The sequence below is a fragment of the Cognatiyoonia sp. IB215182 genome (assembly GCF_033963905.1).
In the GTDB taxonomy this organism is placed as follows: domain Bacteria; phylum Pseudomonadota; class Alphaproteobacteria; order Rhodobacterales; family Rhodobacteraceae; genus Yoonia.
The window spans coordinates 208,858-233,135 of sequence record NZ_JAXBMB010000007.1 but is presented as its reverse complement, the minus strand read 5'-3'; the positions used below and the strand labels follow the sequence as shown (position 1 = coordinate 233,135).

Genomic DNA, 24,278 nt, shown 5'->3' with positions numbered 1-24,278 from the left:
GGCTATCCTTTCAAGCGTTGATATGCGGCCGTCAGACCCGCGACGGTGATGGCACTGGCCTGCACCTGTGTTGCCGGAGCATGTAGCAGGGCAAGTGCGTCGACGTAGCGCTTTGATATCCCGCTGGCACCGATCACGGCGATCTGCTGACCTAGCCAATAGGGTTTGGCGGCAGCAAGTTCAGCACCGATCAACAGACCCGACAGGCGCGCGCGCGCAGAGACGGCTGAAAGATCGTTCAGCAGCCCGTCCGCGCGCAAAGAGAAAAGACGCGCGGCAAGCCGTTCGGGGCGAGCCATCGCCTCTTCAACGGCGTTTGAGAAGGCGTCATCGTCCCATCCTTCTGTCGCGAGGGAATGGCGCAGGACGGTGTGTTCGCTGATCGTGGCGAATAACTCGCCTGTCATGAAGGTCTGAAAGCTAACAACCTCATCCGCGCTGACATGGACCCATTTCGTGTGCGTGCCGGGTAGACAGATGACGCCATCCCAGTTCTTGTTCCGCGCGAGGAAACCCGCGATCTGGGTTTCTTCGCCTCGCATCACATCGGCCGGATCGGTCTGTTTGATGCCCGGTATGACATGGACCTGCAGATCGGGGTTCTGCACCGGGGCGCGCGCGAGTCCATCGGGCAAGGCAGGGCAGGGGACGCTTGCATAAGGCGCCTCCACCCAGCCCTGGCGCGATCCGACCATGCCGCAGGCGACAACCGTCATCGGGCCGCTGATCCAGTCGCCGACGGTGCGCAGCAGTTCAAGTTCGAATTCATCGCGGGCCAATTCGCCCATGCCCTTGTCCGACCGTGCCTCTGCCAGAACCGTGCCAGAGGCTGACATGGCCCAGGCCCGCATGTTCGACGTACCCCAATCAACGGCGATCCAGTCTGGTGTCACATTACTCATCCTGCATGCACCACGCCAGCATCAACAACCATGACCTGGCCGGTCATCATGGCCGAAGCCTCGGAAGCCAGAAATAAGGTCGGCCCCACCATATCGTCGGGCTGTATATGTTCCTTGAGGCATTGTTTTTCGATGAATTCCGCTTTGGCTTCGGGCGTCGCCCACATGGCTTCTTGCTTTTCGGTCATCACCCAGCCGGGGGCGATGGCATTGACCCGTAGGCCTCGCGTGCCCCATTCGCGGGCGAGCGCGCGGGTCATGCCAACGATACCGGCCTTGGCGGTCACATAGGGCACCATGCCAGCGGCGCCCATCATGTAGGTGATCGAGGCGTAGTTGATCATCGCACCTTTGGGTGCCATCAGGCCCGCCGCCTTTTGGACGGCGAAGAATTGTGCCCTGAGGTTCACGGCCTGTGATGCGTCCCAGATGTCGGGTGTGATGGCATCCGCGTCATAGCGCATGTCATTTGCCGCATTGTTGATCAGAGCGGTGAAATGGCCGTGTGCGGCATGCGCCTGTTCCATCGCGGCGTGAAGCGCGTCGGTATCGGTGACGTCGCACTTGATAAAGAGCGGGGCATGGGCGCTAGTTGCGGCAAGTGTGTCGACCAGCGCGCTGGCGTCACAGAAATCGACAAAGGCCACCTTGGCCCCTTGCGCGAGGAAACCGGCCACAAGTGCCGCACCAATCCCGCTGCCGCCGCCGGTGAGAAAGATTGAGGCACCGTCAAGATCAGGATAGATCGCCGTCATAGACGCTCCCCCTCAAGCACCCACATCCGTTCGGGGAACGACCAGGGCAGGGTCACGCCGTGGCGCATCAGGTACGTGCCCGAGACCTCAATCGCGCGTTCTTTCAGGATCGGATTGCCGCGCGACAATCCCGGGGCGCTGTCGCGGTTGATCAGGCGGATACGGTAGGTCGCATCGGGGCTGAGGGCTGTCAGGCGCAAGGGTCGGGGCGAGATCTGGGCGCTGGTCGCGGCCTTGCCTGCGAAGACGACAAAGCGGTCCTGCTCAAAAGACAGATGTTGTTCGGCCATGACCGCTGGGTCAGCGCTGTCAAGCCGTAAGATATCTGCGCGCTGCAGCCAGTGACGGTGATGTTTCCACCAACTTGTGACCTCTTTGAGCACAGCCGCCTCATGGTCGGTCAACTCCCGCGGGTCCATCTCGAACCCCATATGGCGCTGGGCGGCGACCCAGGCCCGGAAAGAGATATCGAGAGTGCGGCCCGACGTATGACAGACGCGCGGACCAACATGGGACCCGGTAACGGCCAGAGGTAGGAACAACGCGGCGTCATGCTGAATGCGCAGCCGTTCCAGCGCATCATTGCTGTCGGATAGCCAGACCCGCTGGGTGCGCTCCAGAATGCCGAAATCGATGCGGCCCCCGCCCGAGGCGCAGCTTTCGATTTCCACATCCGGGAAATCGGCGCGCAGCCGGTCGATGAGCGCATAGGACCCGCGCGTCTGCGCCGCATCCGGCATCGGCAGCACCCGGTTATGATCCCATTTGATGTAGTCGATATGGTGATCGCGCAGGATCGCCGACATGCGGTCATAGAGAAAATCGCGCACCTCTGGCAGAGCCATATTCAGCGCCTTTTGCTGGCGGCCCAGCGTCTGGTCGGCGGCCCCGAACACCCAATGCGGGTTGGCGCGGTGGATGTCGCTGTCCTCATTAATCATCTCGGGCTCGAACCAGAGGCCGAATGTCATGCCCAGCCCATGCACATGGTCGATCAGCGGATGCAGCCCGTCAGGGTATTTCCTGGCGTCCACCGTCCAGTCTGACAGGCTGCGGGTGTCGTCGTCGCGGTTGCCGAACCATCCATCGTCCAGCACGAAACGCTCTGCCCCCAGTTCCGCCGCCCGATCCGCGATGTCCTGCAGGACGGGCAGCTTATGGTCGAAATAGACAGCCTCCCAGCAGTTGTAGTGCACCGGACGCGGCGCGCTGGGTTTGGGCCAGGTGACGATCCGGTCGCGCAGGTGGCGTTGGAAAGCGACGGCACAGCCGTTCAGCCCGCGGTCGGAATAGGCGATGTAAAGCGGGGCGGTTTTGAATTGGGTGGCGGGTGCAACCTCCATCCTTGCAGCATGGCCCCATTGGATCTGGCGACGGCCATCCTGCAATTCCTCGGCGATCATCTTGTGCCCGCCTGACCAGCCATAGTGGAAGGCGTAGGCCTCGCCCTCAGTATTCGTCGCCCCGCGACAGGGTACAATCAGCCCTGGGAAATGCTCATGCCCGGTGCGCCCTGTCCGGTTTTCGCGATAGCGCATGCCGGGGGCCCAGGCGATGCGGGACAGCTGGAATTCCCCGCACCAGCGCCCCGAGACGTCGATCATCTCGTCCGATTGCTGCGGGCCGGACAAAACCGGCGCGGCGAGCCAGTGCAGGTGCACGGGCCGATCCGCGTCCAGTTGGGTTTCGCACGTAATAACATGTGTCTGGTGGTCGTGCTTGAATGCAAACTTCAGTCCCAACCGGTTCGTTGCGTCCCAGTAACTCAGGCAAAGAAGCCCGTCTTTCTGGACCGCGTCAGAGAAATGAAATTTGGGCAAAAGCGGCGTGCCATCGCTGTCCCGCACGATCAGACCTGGCTGGCCGGGGAAACTTCGCACCGCTTCGGGGCAGAGTGAGAGGTCCGGATTTTCGTCCAGCATGCCGCCGGTGACATCAATGGTCGCCGCGGCGTGCAGCGTCTCAAGGTCTTCCTGTTCCGGCAGGCGGGCGCCCCAATAGACAACCTGCGGCAAGCGGTCATTGGTGGACGTCAACACTAGCGTCTGGCGCCCGTCATCAACGCGCCAGACATGTTGTGCGGTACGCAGTTTTTCGCGCCCCGCAGGCGCAGAGACGTCAGAGGGAACAGGACCAGACCCGGCACCGCTGCGCGCGACAATATCCGTTGTCATTTCGGTAACGCTCCGAAAAATGAGTTACTTGACCGCGCCGAGTGTCAGACCGGCGATGAAGTGTTTCTGCATCAAAAAGAACATGAGCACTGGCGGCAGGGCAGCCACGATCGAGCCCGCACTCATCAGATGATAAGCCGCACGGAACTGGGAGTTGAACTCTGTAATGCCCGCTGTCACGGGCTGGGCATCTGGCCCTTGCGTGAGCACTACGGCCCAGAAATAGTCGTTCCAGATGAAGGTGAAGATGAGCACGGCCAATGCGGCTAGCGCGGGCTTCATCAGCGGCAAGACGACATAGAGGAAGATGCGCCATTCGGCGACGCCTTCGACCCGTGCCGCCTCGATCAAGGGGAAGGGTAAGGCGCGGATGAAGTTCCGCATGAAAAGCGTGCAGAACCCGGTCTGGAAGGCGATGTGGAACAGGACCAGACCCAGTTTGGTGTCGTAAAGGTTGAGGTTCACCGTGAGGTCACGCACCGGCACCATCAGGATCTGGAAGGGCACGAAGTTACCGGCGATGAAGATGAAAAAGATCAGAAGGTTGCCCTTGAACTTGTAAACCCCCAGCGCGAACCCGGCCATGCAGGACAAGGCCACCGCGCCGATGACCGTCGGCACTGTGATCAGTAGTGAGTTCCACAAGTAACGCGGCATGTTCGATTCAAAGAACACCTTGCCGTAGTTGTTCAGCGCCTCGAAGCTGCTGGGGATGCCCCAGTAATTGCCGTTGACGAAATCGGCCTCTGGCTTGATCGAGAAATTCGCAACGGCAATCAGAGGCAACAGCCAGATGATCAACGCAAGTGGCAGAAACGCCTGATAAGTGATCTGCGCGGACCGGGGCCGTTTTTCGATTGGCGTGGGAAACATCAGCGTGCCCCCTTCTCATCCTGGTACATGGACCAGAGGAAATAGGCGATAAAGCCCAGCATGATGAAGAACAGGACCACGGCGATGGCCGCCCCGTATCCCATGCGGAAGCCGAACTCGGAAAGCGATTCCTCGAACATGTAGAACGACAGAACCCGGGTAGAGCCGAAGGGCCCGCCATTGGTCATCACGCTGATCAGATCGAATGAGCGCAGGGCGCCGATGATCGTCACAACAAAGGCGATGAACGTGGCGGGTTTCAGTTGTGGCAGGATCACGTACCACAGCATTTTCCACCCCTTCGCGCCATCAAGGCGCGCGGCCTCAACCTGTTCGGGGTCCACGGCATTGAGACCCGTCAGGTAAAGGATCATGCAATAGGCCGTCTGCGGCCAGAGGCCCGCCGCGATAATCCCGTAAGTGGCCAGCGTCGGATCGCCAAGAATGTTCACCGGGCCTGCGCCGAAAACGCCGAGAATGGCGTTCAGAAGCCCCTCTCGCGGCAGGTAGAACCAGCTGAAAACAAGGCCGACGACAACCTGGCTGATCACAAAGGGAAAGAAGAACAGCGACTTGTAGACCCTGATCCCGCGGACCGTCTGATTAAGAAAGAGCGCGATGAAAAGGCCCGCCGGGATCGCCAGAAGGTAAAGCACCAGCCATTTCAGGTTGTTCCAGAACGAGGTTTCGAACTTGCGATCCATGTTCTGGTCGCCCCAGCCCAGAAGGCGTTCGTAGTTCGCAGTACCAACCCATGTCTTCTCGCCCAGCCCGTCCCATTGGTGGAATGAAATCCAGAAAGACTGGCCAATCGGAATAATGACGTAAACCGCGAAGAACAGCATCGCGGGCAGCAGGAACAGCCACGGCGTGACCGCAATTTCATTGCGTTTGTACCAACTGCGCGAAGGTGCAAGCTCAGTGTCGGGGACGGCCGTACTTGTCATGGTCCTGCCTCTCTGACGGGGTCAACACATGCGAAAAGCCGAAGGGCCTTGCGGATGTGTTGGGCGGTGGGGTGCACCCACCCTACGTCAGGGTGGGTGCCAGGGGATGGGTGAACTCACCCATCCTGCAATTTACTGATAGATGCGCTGACGTGTCTCTTCGAGACGGGCCAGAATGTCATCCAGGTTGTCCGGGAACACCATGAATTCCTGCAGGCCTTCCATGCCGACCGATGCCATCTCGGCAGAGAAGTCGCGGTCGAAGAACTGCATGATGCCGCCGCCCGCATTCGTTGAGAGCATTTCGAAGCCTTCGGCCAGGAACTTGTCATCATCGATGGAGGCGTTGGCGTTCACGGGCAGCTGACCAAGCGCATCACCGCCATTGATCTCGGTCTGGACTTCAGCAGAGGTCACGAACCGCAGGAATTCCTTCGCCGCATCCATGTTCTGTGCACCGGATGCGATGTGGAATGTGTCGGTTGGCGCATCTTCGGCATAGTCCACGTCAGGGTTGATGACTGGGAACTGGTAGAAGTCCAGCTGATCGTCGGTCAGGCCACCGTCGCGGAACGCCGCGACCGAGAAGTTGCCCATCAGGTAAGCCGCCGCTTCACCATTGACCATAAAGGGCAGGGCTTCCTGCCAGCTATAGGTCTGGTGATCGTCGATGAAGGCACCCATATCAATCAGCTCACGCCAATTGGCGAAGGTCTGGCGGACACGGTCATCGGTCCATTCGATCTCACCCCGGGCCAGTGCGATGTGGAAATCATAGCCATTGGTGCGGCTGTTGATGTAGTCAAACCAGCCACCAGCGGTCCACAGGAACTTGGTGCCGATCGTGTAGCACTTGATGCCGTTATCCAGCAGCGTCTGACAATTGGCCTTTTCCTCGTCCCAGTTGCTGGGCTCTTCCAGACCGAATTGTTCAAAGATGTCTTTGCGGTAGTAAACGCCCCACTGATAGTAGGTGTAGGGGACACCCCATTGCGCGCCATCAAGCGTCATTGCCCCTTTGGTCGAGGCGAGCGCTTCGAAAGCGGGCTCTTCCCACAGGTCAGAGACATCGGCAAAGAGGCCTGCATCCACATAAGGGCGCATCCGGTTTGCGGCATACCAGTTCACCACGTCGGGTGGGTTGGCGCCAAGCGCGTTGCGGATCTGTGTCTTCCACGCTTCGCGGTCAACGATTGTCAGGTTGACCTCAAGATTGGGGTGCAAAGCGTCAAAGTCCGCTGCCAGACCTTCCATCACGGCGCGCGGCGCGGGGTTTGACATGTCAGAGATGATGTTCAGCTCGCCAGACAGATCCTGTCCATAAGACATTGTCGCTGATGACGTGATGCCAGCCGCAACAAACGCCGCAAGCGACGTTTTCAAAGTGGAATGCATGGTGTCCTCCCAGTATGCTTCCGTATCGTTCCGAGTTTCATTATTTGAAACTCAGTTTTGGATGTTGATACTAAACAGCGACTCGGCTAGCCTTGTCAACAGCCGAGGGCAGCGTGGGTAAGGAGGCTCGCGCCTGAATCCAACCGGCATGTGGGAGGAAATATGGGACGTGTGACCGGTGACGGCACGGTCGGCAAGGCGCTTGAAGTCCTGGATCAGGTGGCCGCGTTTGGCCGACCTGTGAAGTTCAGTGAGCTTCTGGCGGGCTCTGCCTTTCCCAAACCCACACTTTACCGGTTTGTGCAGACGCTCACCAATCAGCAGATGCTATCCTACGACCCCGAACGGCAGACATACGCGCCCGGCGTCCGGCTGGTGCGGCTGGCCCATGCAGCGTGGGAGCAATCAACGCTCGCGCCATTGGCCCGCCCACATATCGATGCGCTGAGCAGGGCAGTTGGCGAAACCGTGCATCTGGCGCAGCTCGATCATGCGCAGGTCCTCTATATCGATAAACGCAATGCCGGAAATCCGGTGCAGATGTACAGTCAAGCGGGCAAGGTCGGGCCGGCCTATTGTACCGGCGTTGGCAAGGTCATGTTGGCCTTTTCAGATGCGTCGCTTGTCGACACGATCATCGAACAGCAATCCTTTCACGTCTTCACGCCACAGACCTTGTCCACACCGGATGCGCTGCGCGACGAATTGCAAAAGATCAAAGCCAATGGATACGGCTTTGACCGCGAAGAGCACGAACCGGGGATCATCTGCGTGGCGGTACCGATCCTGACCGAAAACGGACGCGTGCTGGGCGCGCTGTCGGTGACAAGCACCACAAGTCGCACGAACCTCGCCGGTCTGGAAGGCTACGTGCCGATCCTTCAGGACACCGCCGAAAAAATCGCACGGGATGCCCGGAACTGGAGCTTTCCCGACTACGACACGAAAGAAACAACAAGGACTTGATTGCCATGACGGGTGTTACGCTGAACAAAGTGATCAAACGCTACGGCGATGTGCAGGTCATCCACGGGATTGATCTGGATATTCAGGATGGCGAATTCTGCGTTTTCGTCGGGCCATCGGGTTGCGGCAAGTCCACCTTGCTGCGGATGGTGGCGGGGCTTGAGGAAACCACCGAAGGCCAGATGCATATCGGCACACGCGATGTCACGCGCATGGACCCGGCTGAGCGTGGCGTGGCGATGGTGTTTCAGACCTACGCGCTTTATCCCCACATGACCGTCCGCGACAATATGGGGTTCGGGCTAAAGATGAACGGCCATCCGAAGTCCGAGATCGACTCCAAAGTGGCCGAGGCGACGCGCATCCTGAAGCTGGAACAATATCTGGATCGCAAGCCATCCGCCCTGTCAGGCGGGCAGCGCCAGCGTGTGTCGATTGGCCGTGCCATTGTGCGCGGGCCAGAGGTCTTTTTGTTCGACGAACCACTGTCGAACCTTGATGCCGAGCTTCGGGTCGAAATGCGGGTCGAAATCGCGCGCCTGCACAAGGAAATCGGCGCGACGATGATCTATGTCACCCACGATCAGGTCGAGGCGATGACACTCGCCGACAAGATCGTGGTGTTGCGGGCAGGCAATATTGAACAAGTAGGCGCGCCCATGGATCTCTACCGCGATCCGGATAACAAGTTTGTCGCAGGCTTTATCGGATCGCCGGCGATGAATTTTGTCAGCGGCGCGGTGAAGGATGGCCGCGTGGACGCGCCCGGCCTTGGTGCGCAATTCGATGGGCTTGTCAGCACGGCTTACGAGGGCAAGGCGCTCAGCGTCGGTGCGCGGCCCGAACATCTGAGCATCGACCCGGCAGGGGATACGCACAAGGTTGAACTGACCGAAAGCCTCGGTGGGGTGTCATTTGCTTATCTGACCAGCGCGACGGGCGAGCGTGTTGTGGTCGAGGAACGCGGCGATGAACGGTCCGTTGAAGGGTCACAGGTGGGAGTCAGAATTGATGCAAACCGCATTTACCTATTTGATGCTGAGACCGAGCAACGCATCAGGTCGTGACGCCGGAGTTATCGGGCACTCTTGGCAAGAGTCTCTGAATATTCTTCGGCAATCTGTGGATGGCTCGCAGTAAATGCGAGCCATATTCATTGCGGTAGCGGAGTTACTTACGCTCTCCAAAAGTAGTGGTCCCGCCGACCGCCATCATACCTGCCGCCTTTCATGCAACACTTTTTGAAACGCCGTCCCGAACCGCAGGGGCAGGGGTCATTGCGACCCAGTTTTTCGCTTAGTTCAACATCGCCCATGCACCATGCGCGGACCGGTCTTTACATGAGTTTCAGACGGGAAAGACTTACGCCGTTTCGATATTACCTCGAAAGGAGGGGCGATCTTCTGGTTTGATACGTTTTGCCATAACAGCCTCCATCACTCGTGTTTGCGTGGGACGCGCGTATCACGGGCACCGAAGGAAGGCGACGAATTTTATGCGTGATGGGTCATCGTTTTCCGTAGTAAAGGCCAACGACATGCTCGGCCTCTGCAAAGAAGAGCCAGCGTAGCGCGAGTACGCCGAGGATATGGCTGAGCACTGCAACAGCCGCGCCCAGATGCCCGGATGTGATGAGCAGGACGATCACCGGTACACCAAATCCGAGGATCAACGACAAGGCGCGCAATTGCTGCGCGTGTTTGCGGCCCACCTGATGGATGAATTCGCGCATCAGGTAGTTGGTGCCGGTATGCGGCGGCTCAAACGCGCGGACCTTCCCGATCTTACCGAGCCCCGTCGCGGTTGACATATCGGTTCCCGCTTCAGCGAACCGCGTATCACCCGAATACCACGCGAAGAACTGCAGGCCCGCGCCGATCAGCAAGAGCATGCCTGCGGTTGTGATCTGCCCGCGCAACAACGCACCACCGCCAAGCGCCAGAACCAGAAAGAGTGCTGGCGTTGTCCAATGCCGCCATCGGGGGACGGTCTTCAGCTGTGCGTAAATCATCGATGTCGTGAACACGGTCAGCAGCGCAAAGACCGCGCCGAGTACGCCAAAGAGGTTCCAGCGTGCACCGAAAAACACAAGGCCGAGCCCGTAGATCCCCATCAGAACAAGGGTAATAACGGCGCAAATGGCCTCGCGGCTGAGCCAGCTGGTTTGCCATTGGCTGAATGCCTTCATCGCCCGCTCCGGGTGGCCAAGGTGAAACGTTGATGCAAGAAGTCCACCAACGGCAAAGATATAGGCGAGGGCGAACCAGATGAAGGCGGCAAGACCCGTTGGTGCGCTCAACCCGATGCCAAGCCAGAACAAGAGGCCAAATCCAAGGCCAGAGAACGTGGTGAAAATGATAACGCTTGGGGCGGGATGCATTACTTGGCACCTCCGGGCAGAGCGGAAAGGGCCTTGTCCAGCCAATGGGCAAAGCCCGCACCATCCTGTGCGACAGGCTCCAGATAGGGTGCCAGCACGTCAAATTCCGGCATTTCGTCTTTGGGCCGTGGCGGCAGGTATTTGTTGACGGGCTTTGTTCCCTGTTCGGGCATCAGATCAAAGCCGCCACGTTCGGCGACGAGTTTGGACACGTCGCTCTCCGCATCGCCGAGATCCCCGAAATGCCGCGCGCCCGCGGGGCAGGTGCGCACGCAGGCGGGCTGCCGGTCTTCCTCGGGTAGGTTTTCGTTGTAGATCCGATCCACGCAAAGCGTGCATTTCTTCATCACGCCTTCCTTGGCGTCCAACTCACGTGCACCATAAGGGCAGGCCCAGGCGCAGAGGCCGCAGCCGATGCAGTCGGTTTCGTTGACCAGAACGATGCCATCCTCGGAGCGCTTGTAGCTGGCCCCCGTGGGGCAGACGGTCACGCATGGGGCATCTTCGCAGTGCAGGCATGACTTCGGGAAGTGGATCAGTTGGGCGGCACCCTGATCCGGCTGCACCTCATAGGAATGAACCCGGTTGAGGAAAGTGCCCGACGGGTTCGCGCCATATGGCTCCTGATCAGAGAGCGGTGCACCATAGTTCTCAGTATTCCAGCCTTTGCACGAGACGACACAGGCATGGCAGCCAACACATGTGTCAAGATCAATGACAAGCCCAAGCTTCTTTTCTGATGGCGGCGGGAGTTGGGTCATGACGTGGCCCTTTCGATTTGAGCTGGCGCGTGCTGGCCAATCGGTTGTCTGTTTTCAGGGTCCCAGGTCGCGGCGAACCAGATGAAACTGCCAAGCGTCAGGGTGACAAAGGCGGCGATCAGCAAAAGAGTACGGCGTGTTGTCATGATCGCCCCCGCACTGATGTGGTGCGTGTTAAATGGTGTGAGAAATGCCAGATCATGTTTCCCACGCCAGTTGATCAATCGCGAAATACGCCCATGCCTTTTCATTCACCTTTGCACGGTAGACCATCGGATATCCGGCAAGGAATGCGGCAAGGTCGGTCAGATGCCAAGCCTCGTCCGCGTTCAAAAGTAGCGAAGGCGTGGTCAGGCATGGCCAGCCCTCGGCCTCGCCTTTGGCGCGTGCAAGGTCACTGGCTTTGCGATTGGCGGGTGTGATGTGGGTATCAGGCAGGTTCCAGCCCCACATCCACGAATGTGTCGCCTCAATCCATGATCCAACTAGGCTGAAATCTGCAAAACACCGGCGACCGTCAGAGTTGGTGAAACAAAAAATGCCCTCCTCTGGCAGCATGTCCCAGCGTCCATCTGAACTAAGGCAATTATATTCCGAGTAGCTTTTCTGCGTTGTCGCGCCGACGGTTTCGCAGGCCAACCGAATGGCGGCATCAAATGAGGGGATATCGGGTGACCGGTGATAGTTATCACAATCTGGGCATTTTAGAAAAATACCCTCGCCCTCATACACCTCCGGTTTTTGCCCGGATCTTTTGAACCAGCCGAACATCAGTCTTGGACCTTCCATGCCAAGGCTTCAGGCCCCTTGCCAACGGGTGATTTGATGGCTGGCATCGCCGGTTGCGCCTCGTTCGGTACGGCCGATTTTTCGATCTTCACGCGCAGGTCGAACCAGGCTGCCTGACCGGTGACCGGGTCGGAATTTGCCCAGCGCAGTCCATCACCCTTTTCGGGCAAGAGTTCGTGGATCAGGTGGTTGAGCAGGAACCCTTTCGTAGCTTCCGGCGCGTTTTCGTCCAGCGCCCAGGCTCCTTTGCGTTTGCCGATCGCGTTCCATGTCCAGACCGTGTTTTCGTTCAGGCTCGCCTGATGCGCGACGGGTACCACTATGCTGCCATGGGCAGAAGAGACTTTGGCCCAATCACCGTCTTTGAACCCGTTTGTCTCCCAGATCTTTGTTGGCACGTAGAGCGGGTTGTGCCCGTGGATTTGTCGGAGCCATGCGTTTTGGGTTCCCCAGGAATGATACATCGCCATTGGGCGCTGGGTGAGGGCGTGGATCGGGTATTCTTCCGGATCGACCGCTCCGTCCTCAAATGGTGGGTACCATATCGGCAGCGGGTCCATCGTGGTCTTCAGGCGCTCGCGCAGGTGCTCGGGCGGTTGGCGTTCGCCGATGCCTTCGGCGGCGGCCTGGAACTTGCGCAATGGTTCCACATAAAGCTGGAAGATGTAGGGCTGCACCACATCATAGAACCCCATCCTGACCGCCCAATGCTGATAGGCGGCGTTGAAGGGTTTGTAGAAGGCGGCTTCATCCGGAACATGTTCCATCCAGAAGCCGCCATTCTCGATATAGCGGTCTATCTGGTTGGGGTTGACCTCGCCTCGGCCATGGTCATCGCCGTTGCCCCGGAAGCCTGCGAGCGGCCCGACGCCGGGGCGGCGGATGTGGTTGGTGATGTAGTCGGCGTAGTCCTTGTACTTCGCCGAGCCGTCGTCATTGATGAAACCCGGCATGCCGAGCCGCGCGCCGAGATCGCAGAGAACCGACTGGAAGCCACGCACATCCCGGTCAGGCTCCACCACCGGCCACCGGATGGCGTCGGCAACCGCGTCGCCCTCGCAGATCGGACGGTCGAGAAGCGAGATGCAATCGTGCCGCTCCAGATATGTCGTGTCGGGTAGGATCAGGTCGGCATAGGCCACCATCTCCGACGAATAGGCGTCGGAATAGATGATATGCGGGATCACGTAGTCGCCGTTTTCTTCCTTGTCCGTCAGCATCTTATGGACGCCGCCGGCATTCATCGACGAGTTCCACGACATGTTGGCCATATACATGAAGAGCGTGTCGATTTTGTACGGCACACCCGCATGCGCGTTTGAGATCACCATGTGCATCAGCCCATGGGCCGACATCGGGTTTTCCCAGGAATAGGCCTTGTCGATCCGCTTGGGCGTGCCGTCATCCGCCAAGAGCAGGTCTTCGGGGCCGTTCGTATAGCCCAGATGCGGGCCGTCGAGCGGCGCGCCGGGGGTCACCTTGCCATGCGGCTTGGGGTGCGCCGTTGCAGGTTTGGGGTAGGGCGGTTTGAAACGCATTCCGCCCGGCACCTCGACCGAGCCGAGGATGATCTGCAGCACATGTAGCGCCCGGCAGGTCTGGAAGCCGTTGGAATGGGCCGAGATGCCGCGCATGGCGTGGAATGACACGGGCCGACCGACCATCTTGTCGTGCTTTTTGCCGCGGAAATCGGTCCAGGGTTGGTCGATTTCAATCGCCTCATCAAAGGCGACCCGGGCGAGGTCAGCCGCAATCGCGCGAATGCGCTCGGCGGGGATGCCGCAGCTTTCGGCAACAGCCTCGGGCGCGTATTCGTCCGACAGATAGCGGTCGGCCATCAGGTGAAAGACCGGGCGATGCGTCACACCGGCGGAGCGATAGGTGGCGGCGAGATCCGGCTCGACCCCTTCACCATTCCACGGCGCCAGTTGCCCAGTGCGCCGGTCTATTACCTGCGGCTGACCCTCCGCATCGCGCAGGAACAGGCCATATTGCGGTGAGTTCTCATCTTCGTCGATCAGCACCGACGCATTGGTGAAGCGCGCAAGATAGTCCAGATCGACCTTGCCCGCCTTCATCAGGCAATGGATGAGAGCGAGGATGAACTGCCCGTCCGTTCCTGGCGTGATGCCAACCCAATCATCCGCAACCGCGTTATAGCCCGTGCGGATCGGGTTCACGCCGATCATCCGTGCGCCGCGTGCTTTCAGCCGACCAATGCCCATTTTGATCGGGTTGCTGTCATGGTCCTCGGCCACGCCAAACAGCATGAAAAGCTTCGTGCGCTCCCAATCAGGCTGGCCAAACTCCCAGAACGCGCCGCCCATTGTGTAGATGCCAGCGGCGGCCATGTTGACCGAACAGAACCCGCCATGGGCGGCGAAATTGGGCGTGCCGTAGGCCTGCGCCCAGAAGCCGGTGAAAGACTGCGACTGATCGCGGCCGGTAAAGAAGGCCAGCTTTTCGGGGTGTTTCTCCCGGATGGGCTGCAGCCAATCAACGGCCTGACCCAGCGCCTCTTCCCACGAAATCTCTTCGAACTCTCCCGATCCGCGCGGACCAATCCGCCGCAAGGGCGCGCGCAGCCGTGAGGGCGCGTTGTGCTGCATGATCCCCGCAGAGCCCTTCGCGCAAAGCACACCCTTGTTCACCGGATGATCGCGATTGCCTTCGATATAGGCGACCTTGCCGTCCTTCATATGCACATTGATCCCGCAACGGCAGGCGCACATGTAACAGGTCGTCTTGCGCACCTCGTCCGAGACCTTGGGCGAGGTATCAAGCGGCGGCTGATCAAGTGACATGGGCGAACCTTTCGGGCGGCTATCAGGTGAGGAAGTAAACCCCGGATAGGATGATGCTTGCAATGAAAATGGTCTGGGTGACGATCAGGGCGATGGCCGAACCACCGACGGCCAAGACCTTCTTGAGATTGGTTTTCATGCCCACGGCGGCGATGGCCGTGAGGAGCAACCAGCGCGAGGCTTCGGACAAAAGGTCCGCGATTGTGCCGGGGATCCACCCCAGTGAATTGAGGGTGGCGAGCACAAGGAACCCGATGACAAATGCCGGGATGATCGGCGGGCGCTCACCGCTTTCATCAGGCGTTGCAAAGCTGCGGATCAGAAGGGCGGCGATGATCACGACGGGGGCCAGCAGTGACACGCGGATCAGTTTCACGAGGGTCGCGGTGTCGCCCACATTCTCGGACACCGAGAAACCGGCCCCGACGACCTGCGCCACATCATGGATAGTGCCGCCAAGGAAAACACCGGCGGCCAGATCGTTCAGGCTCAACAGGTTCACGATGATCGGATAGACGATCATGGCGATGGTCGAGAGGACCGTGACGCCCATCACTGTGAACAAGAGACGTTGTTCAGACCGCTCGTCCTTTGGCAAGATCGCGGCGATGGCCAAGGCGGCAGAAGCACCGCAAATCGCCACAGAGCCTGCCGTCAGGAATGAAAACCGCCATTTTGACCCAAAGAACCGGCCCACCAGAAGCCCGAACGCAATCGTCGCGGCCACCGCTCCGATGATCAGCAAGACCAGTGGCAAACCAAGTTGCGCGGTCAGTTCCATGCTGATCCGTGCGCCCAGAAACGCGATCCCCAAACGTAGCAAGGTGCGTGCGGCAAAGCCGACCCCTTCGACCGTTTTGCCCTCTTCCCCCAAAAAGGACAGTGCAATACCCAACAGAAGCGCCAGCAGCATGGCCGGCGTCGCGTAATGCTCGGCCAGCCATTGGGCGGCGATCGCGGTGAGGCCCGCGACCACGACGCCGGGAAACAGCACTTTGCTGCGTGCCGAAATCGCTGCGGGGCTGAGCGACGCGATCATGTGACCTGTGTCCGGATCAGGCTCACCACTGCCAGCGCGCAAAGCAGCGTGAGGCAAAACGGTCGATAGTATTGCGCAAGCCCGGGGATAAAGAGCTTTTGCCCCAAATAGACGCCGATCATCGTGGGTACCGCAAAGATGAGCCCACGCGTGACGCCGGAGAAATCCATAACCCCAAAGATCAACAGGGTGATCATCGAGGTCAGTGAACCGAGAAAGAGAAATAGAACAAGCGAGGCGCGCATCTGGCGGGCGGGTGCGTCGCTTGCCAGCACATACAGCGCCACAACCATACCGCCTACATGGGCAAGACCGCTGACGATCCCGGCGACGATGCCTGTCCCGTAAAGTCCCGGTCTGGTCGCCAGAAACGACAGCTTCAGTTTGCCAAGTTGCGATATGGCCAACACGATGATGATGCTGAGTGCGATCAGCTTGGAGGTCTCAACCGGTAGCGTCACGGTCAGCCAAAGGCCGAGCGGCCAGCCCGCAGTTGAGCCGATGACAAGGCCAATCGCCGTTCCGCGATCTGCTGCGGCCCAGCCTTCCTTGATCATCAAAATCGATGCGCTCAGTTCGAGCCACCAGAGCATGGGCAAAAGCTCAACGGGCGGCAGGATCAGGACTGCCGTTGCCATAATCAATGCGGAGAGTGCGAACCCCGAAAAGCCTCGGACAATCCCCGCCACCAAAACGATCAACGTCAGGATCAGAAACTCCTGCGCGCTGAGATTGGTGAGGGTCAGAAGGCTCTCCATCGTTCAGCGCCCCGCCTCCATCAAGCTGAGCGCGTCACGTGCAATCTGCTTTTCCTCATCAGCGACGACGACATGTACGGGCACATCTCCGAAACAGGCGAGATGCTCCATGATCCGGTCGCGGATCGGTGCCGCGTTTTCGCCGATCCCGCCGGTAAAGGCGACAGCGTCCACACCACCCATCGCCACGATGGCAGACCCTGCGTGGCGCGCCGCCCAGTAGCAGAAATGATCGACCGCGAACTTCGCCGCGTCGTCATCACGCTCCAGCAGGGTTTTCATGTTGTTGTCGCCCGCCAGCGCCTGCAGGCCACTGTCTTTGTTGAGCATCCGGTCCGCCTCGGTCGGGCCGATATCGGTGGCGATGCGCAAAACGGCGGCCCCATCGATATCGCCTGACCGCGTGCCCATCGTCAGACCTGATAGCGGCGAATACCCCATCGAGGTCGCGACGGAGCGTCCTTTGTGAATGGCACAAAGGCTTGCCCCGTTGCCCAGATGCAGGGCCAGCAAGCGGTCGGGCAGGGCATCGCCAAATGCGTGAACCATGTTGGCATAGCTCAGCCCATGAAATCCGTAACGGCGGATGCCAGCAGAGTGCAGCTCAACGGGGATCGCATAGCGGCTGGCGACATTCGGTATGGTCGCGTGAAAGGCCGTGTCAAAGCTGGCATATTGCGGCAAGTCTGGGTGGCTGGCGGCCAGCGCCTCAATCGCGGTCAGGTTGACCGGGTTATGCAGCGGTGCCAGCGGAATGCAGCCGCGGATATCTGTGAGCACATCGGGGGTGATCCGCGACGGTGCTGTTACAATGGTGCCGCCATGCACCACGCGATGCGCCGCGGCGGTGAATGCGCTGTGTCCGGCCTCGGCCAATGCGGCGAGCATCCGTGCCAACGCGTCGGCATGGTCAGCCGTTGTGACCGGCGCCTTTGTGCCGTCCAATGCCAGCACCCCGTCCGTGCCGATATTGCTGATCATGCCATCCGCAATCCGGGTCAGGTCGGGCTGATAAACGCTGACCTTCAGCGAGGAGGAGCCTGCATTGACGACAAGGATCATGATGCCGCCGCCACAACAGCGCCCAATGCGGCTGAACAAATGCGATCCGGGGCCTTCTGGCTGCGCGAGGTCAAGAGAACCGGCACTTTCAGCCCCATGACCAATCCGCCGGCGCAGCAACCCATGCCCAGCACCATCAGCTTGAACAGCGCGTTGCCCGAGGTGATGTTGGGGACGAGCATGATGTCGGCATCGCCCGAGACGTCGGAGGCGTAGTTTTTCAGGTCAGCCGCCTCTCGGCTGAAGATCAGATCAAGCGCCATAGGTCCCTGCACGGTCGCGTTTGGCAGCGCGTCTTTGGCCCAGGCGGCGATTTCAGCCGCTTCCATCGTGTTGGGGACAGATGGGATCGGGTCTTCGGTTGGGGCAAGGATCCCGGCCTTGATATCTGTATCGCCCAGGATCTCGGCCAGACGGATCGCGTGCATCAGACACGCCTTGCGCGTTGCTACATCGGGGTCCACATTCAGCGCGGCATCGGTCAGGAATAGCGGCCGGTCGCTGCCGGGTTTTGTGATGTGAAAGACATGTCCGCAGCGCGTGCCCTTGTCGCGCAGGCCAGCGGCGGAGGGCATCAGGCCTTTCAGAAAGGTGGACGTGTGCACCTGACCTTTCATGATGCTGTCCACCTCGCCCGCCCTCGCGAGCGCCGCGGCGCGCGGCGAAGCCTCGGCATGCGGCGCATGTTCAAGCCGATAGGGCCTGATGTCCCAGCTGATCTTCTCTGCTGCCGTGGCGATTTTGGTGCGGTCGCCGATCAGAACCGGCTCTGCCAGTTCCAGTTCCACTGCTTCGCGCAGACCGCGTAAAGGCACTTCGCTGCCCGCATTCACAAGGGCAACGCGGGGTGTCGGCAGCGCTTGCGCGCGGGACAAAAGGCTTGCAGGGCAATCGGCGGTGTCAGTGGCGAGGAATGGAAATGGGTGGTTCATCAGGTCAGACCTTTCACATGAGCATCGCGCGCATAAGGCCCAGACCGGACAGGATCAGCAACAGCAAAACGGCGAATTTGCGAAAGGTCTCTGGCGGGGTGCGCATGAACTCGCGGCCGCCCAGCCACACGCCGAGGCCGAGGATCGGGAATGCCATTGCAGCGGCCAGCGCCGTGTCCCATGTCACCAAACCGCCCGCCCACATGAGCGGGAGTGTGATCAGATCGAGCCCCGTCAGATAGACGATCATCGTCGCGCGAAAAACGGGTGGTGCAACCGGCTGCGCCGACAGGAATGCGGCAACCGGCAACCCCCCGACGCCTGCGCTGTTGATCGCACCCGAAATTGCGCCGACGCTCGCATGACCGGCCATGCCAATCGGACGTTGCAGTGTCCAACCGGACAGAAGCACCAGCGCCATGAGGCCGACGATCAGCGATACGATCACGCGTACATTCTCGGCACCCGCTGACAGGATCAGCGAGACTGCGACTGGTAATACGAGCGCCGCGCCCACTAGCAAGGCCGAAACACGTCGCCAGTCTATATGACCAGCGATGCCGCGCGCCTGAAAGAGGGTCATGAGCATTTCGCATAAGAACACCACCGGTATCAGCGGCAATGGGTTGGTCACCAGCGCGGCGAAAGCGATGAAAATCGCCGAAAACCCAAAGCCCGAATAGCCACGGACAAAAGCAGCGCCCAGCAAAGCAAAGGCGAGCGCCGCCGCAATGCCGGGGCCAAGGTCGAATGGCAACGATTACTCGGCTGCCATATCGGCCTTGTCGATGCCCGCCACACGCACAGGTTTCTTCATCGCGTCGCGGCGGAAGGGCTCGCCCAGTTCCTGGTTGAGGATGACTTCGATCAGCGTGGTTTTGTTGTTTTCCATCTGATCCTTGATCGCCTGGTTCAGCATCTCGGTCAGCTCGGTCATTGTCCTAGCCTGCACGCCTTTCAGGCCGCAAGCTTCTGCGATCCCCGCATAGGACACTTTCATGTCCAGCTCGGTCCCGACGAAATTGTCGTCAAACCACAGGGTCGAGTTCCGCTTTTCCGCGCCCCATTGGTAGTTGCGGAAGACGATCTGGGTGATGGCAGGCCATTCGTCACGACCGATGGCCGTCAGTTCGTTGACTGCGATGCCGAACGCACCGTCGCCAGCAAAGCCAATCACTGGCACGTCCGGCTGGCCGATCTTGGCACCGACGATTGAGGGCAGACCGTAGCCGCAGGGACCAAAGAGGCCCGGTGCCAGGTACTTCCGACCTGTCGGGAAGCTTGGATAGGCGTTCCCGATGGCGCAGTTATTGCCGATATCGGACGAGATGATCGCGTTTTCGGGCATTGCGGCTTGAATGGCGCGCCATGCCTGACGGGGCGACATCCAGTCGGGGCGGGCGGCACGGGCGCGCTCGTTCCATGTGGTGCCAGGGTCATCCTGCTCGTGATCCAACGACGACAATTCCTGCGCCCAGGCCGATTTGGTCTGCGCGATCATGGCCTTGCGCTCATCACGGCCCGCATCGCCTGCCGTATCGGCCAGCATTTCGGTGATGCCTTTTGCAACCTTCGCCGCATCGCCGACGATGCCGACAGTGACCTTTTTGGTCAGGCCAATCCGGTCGGGGTTGATATCGACCTGAATGACTTTGGCCTCTGTCGGCCAATAATCGATGCCGTATCCGGGGAGGGTGGAGAAGGGGTTGAGACGAGTGCCGAGGGCCAGCACCACATCGGCCTTGCTGATCAACTCCATCCCGGCCTTGGACCCGTTATAACCCAGTGGACCTGCAAAGAGTGGATGGGAACCCGGGAAGGCATCATTGTGCTGATAGCCCACGCAAACGGGTGCATCGAGCTTTTCGGCCAACACTTTCGATGCTTCGATGCCACCTTCGGCAAGGACAACGCCTGCACCGTTCAGGATCACGGGGAACTTCGCTGTCGACAGCAGGTCCGCGGCCTTCGCGATGGAGCTTTCACCGCCGGGGCTGGCCTCAAACTCAATCGGTTCTGGAATTTCGATGTCGACCACTTGCGTCCAGAAGTCACGCGGGATGTTCAGTTGCGCGGGGCCAGAGAGACGCTTCGCCTTGGCGATCACACGGGCCAGCACTTCGCAGACACGGGACGGATCGCGGACCTCTTCCTGATACGCCACACAATCGGCGAACAGGTTCATCTGTTCCATCTCCTGGAACCCACCCTGGCCGATGGTCTTGTTGGCCGCTTGTGGTGTGACCAAGAGGCACGGCGTGTGGTTCCAATAAGCTGTCTTGACCGCCGTCACGAAGTTCGTGATACCCGGGCCATTTTGCGCGATCATCATCGACATTTCACCGGTCGCGCGGGTGTAGCCATCGGCCATCATGCCGGCGGAACCCTCATGTGCGCAGTCCCAGAATGTGATGCCCGCAGCGGGGAAGATGTCGGATATGGGCATCATGGCCGATCCGATAATCCCGAAAGCGTGCCGGATCCCGTGGGCCTGTAGTGTTTTGACAAAAGCCTCTTCGGTGGTCATCTTCATGGATGCGATCCTCCCCAGTTAATACGATGATTGACCGCACGTCATGCGGCTTGCAGCTTGGCTCGGAAACTAGAAAGAGTTGCTGTGGATCGTTAGGTCCAATTAGTGATATGCTTTATGGCCAGAGTGATAATTTTTGATACCAGAAGTCTCAAAAATCAGCCATATCGGATTGCGTCGCCCAGCAGACGGATCCCTTCCGGGATGCGCGATGCGGGGATCGAGGAATAGGCGAGGCGCAGATAGTTTTTCGGCGGTTCACTTGCCGCGAAGAACGGAGCGCCCGGTTCGGCAAGAACGCTGTCATGGCGCAGTTTTTCGGCCAAAATCGTCGTGTCGACATCTTCCGGTGCGCGCAGCCATACCGATGATCCGCCATAGGTCCCCTGACCCGCCACGGTCAGATCCTGATTGCGCAGTGAATCCTCCATGACCTGCCGCCGCTCATGATACGCCTTGCTCATCCGGCGGATCAGCGCGTCATAATGTCCAAGGGACAGGTAATAGGCGACCGTGCGCTGGATATGCCCCGGCGGGTGCCGCAGGACTGTGGCACGCAGCGCCCGCGCCTCTCGGATAAAGGGGGCAGGGCCAACCAGATAGCCAAGGCGCAGCCCCGGAAACAGCGACTTCGAGAATGACCCGACATAGATCACCCGGCCATTGTCATCGAGCGATTTGAGCGATGGTGACGGAGATTTGAGAAATGACATCTCGAACTCGTAATCATCCTCGACGATCAGGAAATCCTGCGCCTCGGCCTTTTGCAAAAGCGCCTGGCGGCGCGACAATGGCATCGTTGCGGTGGTGGGGCATTGATGGCTGGGTGTGGTGAAGACCACGTCAGTGTCAGCGGGCAGCGCCTCAGGTGGCAGCCCGTCCCTATCGACCCGCACCATGCTCAGCTGGCAGCGCGATTGGGTCAGGATGTTGCGCAGGGCCGGATAGCAGGGATCCTCAATCGTGGCCCGTCTGCGGCTGTTGAGCAGCACCTGTGCTGACAGCCAAAGCGCATTCTGCGCGCCCATGGTCACCAGAATTTCATCGCTATTGGCCAGAATGCCCCGCCGAGGGAGGGTCTGTCTAGCGATGAACTCAACCAGTTGTGGGTCGTCACCGTCGAAGTAATCCGCCGTCAGCGCGCCAAAATCGCGCATGCCCAAGGCGCGCAGGGCGCAAAGCCGCCAATTGGCGCTGTCAAAAAGCGTCTTGTCGGCCTGTCCGTAGATGAACGGATAGCGAAAGCTGGCCCAATCGGCTGGCTTGTCGAGGCTGAGGCCCGGCGTGAACCGTTGCCCAATCGCCCGGCTCCAGTCGACTGTTCCTATTGTGGCACGCTGGGCCGGAAATGCGGGCGGTTCCGGCGCGTTTTCAGAGACGAAATAGCCCGACCGCCCGCGCGAGCGCAGGTAATCATCCGCGACCAGCTCGGTATAGGCCAGTGTCACGGTGATCCGGCTGACACCCAGATGTGCGGCCATCTTGCGCGAGGATGGCAGGCGTTCGCCGGGCCGAAAACGACCAGCCAGAATACCTTGCGCAATCATCTGCTGAATGCGCGCCTGCAACGTGCCCTCACCCGAGGGATCAAGAAAGAAGGTTTCGACAGAGATCGACATGGTCTGGCCTTAACTGCGTGCCAGACTGGATATAATACGCCAGCAATGCAAGGCATCACCGGCGTATTGCTTTATCTACCCCAGAACGCGGGTGATCGCCTGATCCACCGCATCGGTCACGTGGTCCAGATCATCCGTGGTCGCGATCAGGGCCGGTGCGAACAACAACGTGTTGTTGTATCCGGGCAGCGAGCGGTTCGTCGCCCCAATAATGACGCCCTGCGCCATGCAATCGGCAACAATCGCCATCGCGTGCTTTTCATCGATGGGTTCCTTGGTTTCGCGGTCCTTGACCAGTTCGATCCCCGCGAAAAGGCCCATGCCGCGGATGTCACCGACCCAAGCATGTTTATCCATCAGTTCCGACAGATTACCCATCAGGTGCTCACCCATCGCGGCGGAATTGCCCAGCAGGTCTTCCTCTTCAATGATCTTCATGTTCTCGATGGCCGCAGCGGGGCCACCGGTGCAGCCGCCAAAAGTCGAGATATCGCGGAAATAGCTCATCTTGTCGGTGTCGTCCTTGAACATCTCAAAGACCCGGTCGGTCGTGACACAGCACGAAATCGCAGCATAGCCAGAGGCGACACCCTTGGCCATCGTCACGATGTCGGGCTGCACACCAAATTGCTGATAGCCGAACCATGTGCCGGTGCGACCGAGCCCGCAAACGACCTCATCAATATGCAATAAGATATCGTATTTGCGGCAGATCTCCTGCACACGCTCCCAATAGCCCTTGGGCGGCACGATGATCCCGCCACCCGCTGTGATCGGCTCAAGACACAGTGCGCCGATCGTGTCGGGACCTTCGGCGAGGATCACATCTTCGATGGCCTGCGCGGCCTTGGCGCCATATTCTTCGCCCGTTGATCCGTCTTGCGACCGATATTCGAGGCAATGCGGCACCCGCACAAAGCCAGGGGCGAAGGGTCCATATTGCGCGTTGCGCTCGTCCTGGCCACCCGCAGACATCGCGGCGATGGTGGAGCCGTGATAATCACGCTCGCGATAAAGGATCTTTTGCTTCTTGCCGCCATAATGCTTGTGGCTGATCTGGCGGACCATCTTGAACGCCTTCTCATTCGCCTCAGAGCCTGAATTGGCATAGTACACACGGTCCATGCCCGGCATCTTGTCCATCAGCATCTCGGCAAACTGCGCACCAGGGATCGACCCTGCCGTGCCGCCGAAAAAGCACATCTTGGTCACCTGCTCGGCGATGGCCTTGCCGATGCGCTCGCGACCGTACCCCACATTCACGGTCCAGACCCCGCCCGAGACGGCGTCGACATGCTCTTTCCCCTTGATGTCCCAAACGCGCAGGCCCTTGCCCTCGACGATGATCCGGGGATCGGTCGTCTCGAACGGTTTGTGCTGGATCAGATGATGCCACACATGGGCGCGGTCAGCCTCGACCACATGTTCGGGATCATTTGCGAAGTGTTGCGTGTCCATATCCAATGCTCCTGCAAGAAAATCAGCGGCGGCGCGAATCCTCGCAAGTATACCGCATTTCGCATCAGCTTGCCTCTACGGCAGACAGAGACAATAGGGCCAGGCGCAAGGCATGTTTAGGTCCAAACAGG

General features: G+C 59.7%; 22 protein-coding genes. 2 read left to right on the top strand and 20 right to left on the bottom strand.

Annotated elements, in window-relative coordinates; translation table 11 throughout:
- Window positions 1–2: 2 nt before the first annotated feature.
- From SLH47_RS16160 to SLH47_RS16135, 6 genes are all read right to left on the bottom strand, one after another.
- On the bottom strand, window positions 3–902 hold the full coding sequence (locus SLH47_RS16160; protein ID WP_320240725.1) for a 2-dehydro-3-deoxygalactonokinase: 900 nt from the start codon (window positions 900–902) through the stop codon (window positions 3–5).
- Window positions 899–1,657, bottom strand: coding sequence for an SDR family oxidoreductase (locus tag SLH47_RS16155; protein WP_320240724.1), 759 nt, complete (start codon window positions 1,655–1,657; stop codon window positions 899–901). Before SLH47_RS16155 ends, SLH47_RS16160 begins: the two co-directional genes overlap by 4 nt.
- Window positions 1,654–3,831 carry an alpha-galactosidase gene (locus tag SLH47_RS16150; RefSeq protein WP_320240723.1) on the bottom strand — a complete coding sequence of 726 codons (2,178 nt, stop codon included), beginning with the start codon at window positions 3,829–3,831 and terminating at the stop codon, window positions 1,654–1,656. The genes SLH47_RS16155 and SLH47_RS16150 overlap by 4 nt, the downstream gene beginning before the upstream one ends.
- Window positions 3,832–3,855: 24 nt before the next feature.
- Complete coding sequence (locus tag SLH47_RS16145) at window positions 3,856–4,704, bottom strand: carbohydrate ABC transporter permease (protein ID WP_320240721.1); 849 nt, start codon at window positions 4,702–4,704, stop codon at window positions 3,856–3,858.
- A complete protein-coding gene (locus SLH47_RS16140; protein WP_320240719.1) occupies window positions 4,704–5,651 on the bottom strand; it encodes a sugar ABC transporter permease in 948 nt (315 codons plus the stop codon). Before SLH47_RS16140 ends, SLH47_RS16145 begins: the two co-directional genes overlap by 1 nt.
- 132 nt (window positions 5,652–5,783) lie before the next feature.
- On the bottom strand, window positions 5,784–7,046 hold the full coding sequence (locus SLH47_RS16135; protein ID WP_320240718.1) for an ABC transporter substrate-binding protein: 1,263 nt from the start codon (window positions 7,044–7,046) through the stop codon (window positions 5,784–5,786).
- 162 nt (window positions 7,047–7,208) lie between these two features.
- Between SLH47_RS16135 and SLH47_RS16130 the strand changes: the two genes are divergently transcribed.
- Together SLH47_RS16130 and SLH47_RS16125 are read left to right on the top strand one after the other, a co-directional pair.
- Window positions 7,209–8,012 (top strand): IclR family transcriptional regulator, encoded by an 804-nt coding sequence (locus tag SLH47_RS16130; protein ID WP_320240716.1) that lies wholly within the window; start codon window positions 7,209–7,211, stop codon window positions 8,010–8,012.
- 5 nt (window positions 8,013–8,017) lie between these two features.
- Entirely contained in the window at window positions 8,018–9,079 is a 1,062-nt protein-coding gene (locus SLH47_RS16125) for a sn-glycerol-3-phosphate ABC transporter ATP-binding protein UgpC (protein WP_320240714.1), read from the top strand.
- 107 nt (window positions 9,080–9,186) lie between these two features.
- Here the strand turns inward: SLH47_RS16125 and SLH47_RS26385 are convergent, their stop codons facing one another.
- The 14 genes from SLH47_RS26385 to SLH47_RS16060 all read right to left on the bottom strand — a co-directional run bounded on the left by SLH47_RS26385 (window position 9,187) and on the right by SLH47_RS16060 (window position 24,147).
- On the bottom strand, window positions 9,187–9,327 hold the full coding sequence (locus SLH47_RS26385; RefSeq protein WP_413785652.1) for an SEC-C metal-binding domain-containing protein: 141 nt from the start codon (window positions 9,325–9,327) through the stop codon (window positions 9,187–9,189).
- Between the two features lie 192 nt (window positions 9,328–9,519).
- A complete protein-coding gene (locus tag SLH47_RS16120; RefSeq protein WP_320240713.1) occupies window positions 9,520–10,392 on the bottom strand; it encodes a dimethyl sulfoxide reductase anchor subunit family protein in 873 nt (290 codons plus the stop codon).
- Window positions 10,392–11,153, bottom strand: coding sequence for a 4Fe-4S dicluster domain-containing protein (locus SLH47_RS16115; RefSeq protein ID WP_320240712.1), 762 nt, complete (start codon window positions 11,151–11,153; stop codon window positions 10,392–10,394). Before SLH47_RS16115 ends, SLH47_RS16120 begins: the two co-directional genes overlap by 1 nt.
- Window positions 11,150–11,299 carry a hypothetical protein gene (locus SLH47_RS16110; protein ID WP_320240710.1) on the bottom strand — a complete coding sequence of 50 codons (150 nt, stop codon included), beginning with the start codon at window positions 11,297–11,299 and terminating at the stop codon, window positions 11,150–11,152. The genes SLH47_RS16115 and SLH47_RS16110 overlap by 4 nt, the downstream gene beginning before the upstream one ends.
- Window positions 11,300–11,351: 52 nt before the next feature.
- Window positions 11,352–11,942, bottom strand: coding sequence for a DUF6882 domain-containing protein (locus SLH47_RS16105; RefSeq protein WP_320240708.1), 591 nt, complete (start codon window positions 11,940–11,942; stop codon window positions 11,352–11,354).
- Window positions 11,924–14,746, bottom strand: a complete 2,823-nt coding sequence (locus SLH47_RS16100) for a molybdopterin oxidoreductase family protein (protein WP_320240707.1) — start codon at window positions 14,744–14,746, stop codon at window positions 11,924–11,926. The genes SLH47_RS16105 and SLH47_RS16100 overlap by 19 nt, the downstream gene beginning before the upstream one ends.
- Before the next feature lie 22 nt (window positions 14,747–14,768).
- A complete protein-coding gene (locus tag SLH47_RS16095; RefSeq protein ID WP_320240991.1) occupies window positions 14,769–15,785 on the bottom strand; it encodes a YeiH family protein in 1,017 nt (338 codons plus the stop codon).
- Window positions 15,782–16,543 (bottom strand): sulfite exporter TauE/SafE family protein, encoded by a 762-nt coding sequence (locus tag SLH47_RS16090; RefSeq protein ID WP_320240706.1) that lies wholly within the window; start codon window positions 16,541–16,543, stop codon window positions 15,782–15,784. Before SLH47_RS16090 ends, SLH47_RS16095 begins: the two co-directional genes overlap by 4 nt.
- A gap of 3 nt (window positions 16,544–16,546) precedes the next feature.
- Window positions 16,547–17,605, bottom strand: coding sequence for an acetate kinase (locus tag SLH47_RS16085; RefSeq protein WP_320240704.1), 1,059 nt, complete (start codon window positions 17,603–17,605; stop codon window positions 16,547–16,549).
- Window positions 17,602–18,537 (bottom strand): phosphate acyltransferase, encoded by a 936-nt coding sequence (locus tag SLH47_RS16080; RefSeq protein WP_320240703.1) that lies wholly within the window; start codon window positions 18,535–18,537, stop codon window positions 17,602–17,604. Before SLH47_RS16080 ends, SLH47_RS16085 begins: the two co-directional genes overlap by 4 nt.
- Before the next feature lie 13 nt (window positions 18,538–18,550).
- A complete protein-coding gene (locus tag SLH47_RS16075) occupies window positions 18,551–19,294 on the bottom strand; it encodes a sulfite exporter TauE/SafE family protein (protein ID WP_320240701.1) in 744 nt (247 codons plus the stop codon).
- 3 nt (window positions 19,295–19,297) lie between these two features.
- Window positions 19,298–21,070, bottom strand: a complete 1,773-nt coding sequence (gene xsc, locus SLH47_RS16070) for a sulfoacetaldehyde acetyltransferase (RefSeq protein WP_320240699.1) — start codon at window positions 21,068–21,070, stop codon at window positions 19,298–19,300.
- Window positions 21,071–21,228: 158 nt separating this feature from the next.
- Complete coding sequence (locus SLH47_RS16065) at window positions 21,229–22,689, bottom strand: PLP-dependent aminotransferase family protein (protein WP_320240697.1); 1,461 nt, start codon at window positions 22,687–22,689, stop codon at window positions 21,229–21,231.
- A gap of 75 nt (window positions 22,690–22,764) precedes the next feature.
- Window positions 22,765–24,147 carry an aspartate aminotransferase family protein gene (locus SLH47_RS16060; RefSeq protein WP_320240695.1) on the bottom strand — a complete coding sequence of 461 codons (1,383 nt, stop codon included), beginning with the start codon at window positions 24,145–24,147 and terminating at the stop codon, window positions 22,765–22,767.
- Window positions 24,148–24,278 lie beyond the last annotated feature (131 nt).

Coding starts and splice junctions, on each gene's coding strand:
- SLH47_RS16125 (WP_320240714.1), top strand. CDS start 8,018: ATGACGGGTGTTACGCTGAACAAAGTGATCAAACGCTACGGCGATGTG.
- SLH47_RS16115 (WP_320240712.1), bottom strand. CDS start 11,153: ATGACCCAACTCCCGCCGCCATCAGAAAAGAAGCTTGGGCTTGTCATT.
- SLH47_RS16145 (WP_320240721.1), bottom strand. CDS start 4,704: ATGTTTCCCACGCCAATCGAAAAACGGCCCCGGTCCGCGCAGATCACT.
- SLH47_RS16100 (WP_320240707.1), bottom strand. CDS start 14,746: ATGTCACTTGATCAGCCGCCGCTTGATACCTCGCCCAAGGTCTCGGAC.
- SLH47_RS16140 (WP_320240719.1), bottom strand. CDS start 5,651: ATGACAAGTACGGCCGTCCCCGACACTGAGCTTGCACCTTCGCGCAGT.
- SLH47_RS16135 (WP_320240718.1), bottom strand. CDS start 7,046: ATGCATTCCACTTTGAAAACGTCGCTTGCGGCGTTTGTTGCGGCTGGC.
- SLH47_RS16130 (WP_320240716.1), top strand. CDS start 7,209: ATGGGACGTGTGACCGGTGACGGCACGGTCGGCAAGGCGCTTGAAGTC.
- SLH47_RS16085 (WP_320240704.1), bottom strand. CDS start 17,605: ATGATCCTTGTCGTCAATGCAGGCTCCTCCTCGCTGAAGGTCAGCGTT.
- SLH47_RS16160 (WP_320240725.1), bottom strand. CDS start 902: ATGAGTAATGTGACACCAGACTGGATCGCCGTTGATTGGGGTACGTCG.
- SLH47_RS16095 (WP_320240991.1), bottom strand. CDS start 15,785: ATGATCGCGTCGCTCAGCCCCGCAGCGATTTCGGCACGCAGCAAAGTG.
- SLH47_RS16150 (WP_320240723.1), bottom strand. CDS start 3,831: ATGACAACGGATATTGTCGCGCGCAGCGGTGCCGGGTCTGGTCCTGTT.
- SLH47_RS16105 (WP_320240708.1), bottom strand. CDS start 11,942: ATGGAAGGTCCAAGACTGATGTTCGGCTGGTTCAAAAGATCCGGGCAA.
- SLH47_RS16080 (WP_320240703.1), bottom strand. CDS start 18,537: ATGAACCACCCATTTCCATTCCTCGCCACTGACACCGCCGATTGCCCT.
- SLH47_RS16065 (WP_320240697.1), bottom strand. CDS start 22,689: ATGTCGATCTCTGTCGAAACCTTCTTTCTTGATCCCTCGGGTGAGGGC.
- SLH47_RS16060 (WP_320240695.1), bottom strand. CDS start 24,147: ATGGACACGCAACACTTCGCAAATGATCCCGAACATGTGGTCGAGGCT.
- SLH47_RS16120 (WP_320240713.1), bottom strand. CDS start 10,392: ATGCATCCCGCCCCAAGCGTTATCATTTTCACCACGTTCTCTGGCCTT.
- SLH47_RS16155 (WP_320240724.1), bottom strand. CDS start 1,657: ATGACGGCGATCTATCCTGATCTTGACGGTGCCTCAATCTTTCTCACC.
- SLH47_RS26385 (WP_413785652.1), bottom strand. CDS start 9,327: ATGGGCGATGTTGAACTAAGCGAAAAACTGGGTCGCAATGACCCCTGC.
- xsc (WP_320240699.1), bottom strand. CDS start 21,070: ATGAAGATGACCACCGAAGAGGCTTTTGTCAAAACACTACAGGCCCAC.
- SLH47_RS16110 (WP_320240710.1), bottom strand. CDS start 11,299: ATGACAACACGCCGTACTCTTTTGCTGATCGCCGCCTTTGTCACCCTG.
- SLH47_RS16090 (WP_320240706.1), bottom strand. CDS start 16,543: ATGGAGAGCCTTCTGACCCTCACCAATCTCAGCGCGCAGGAGTTTCTG.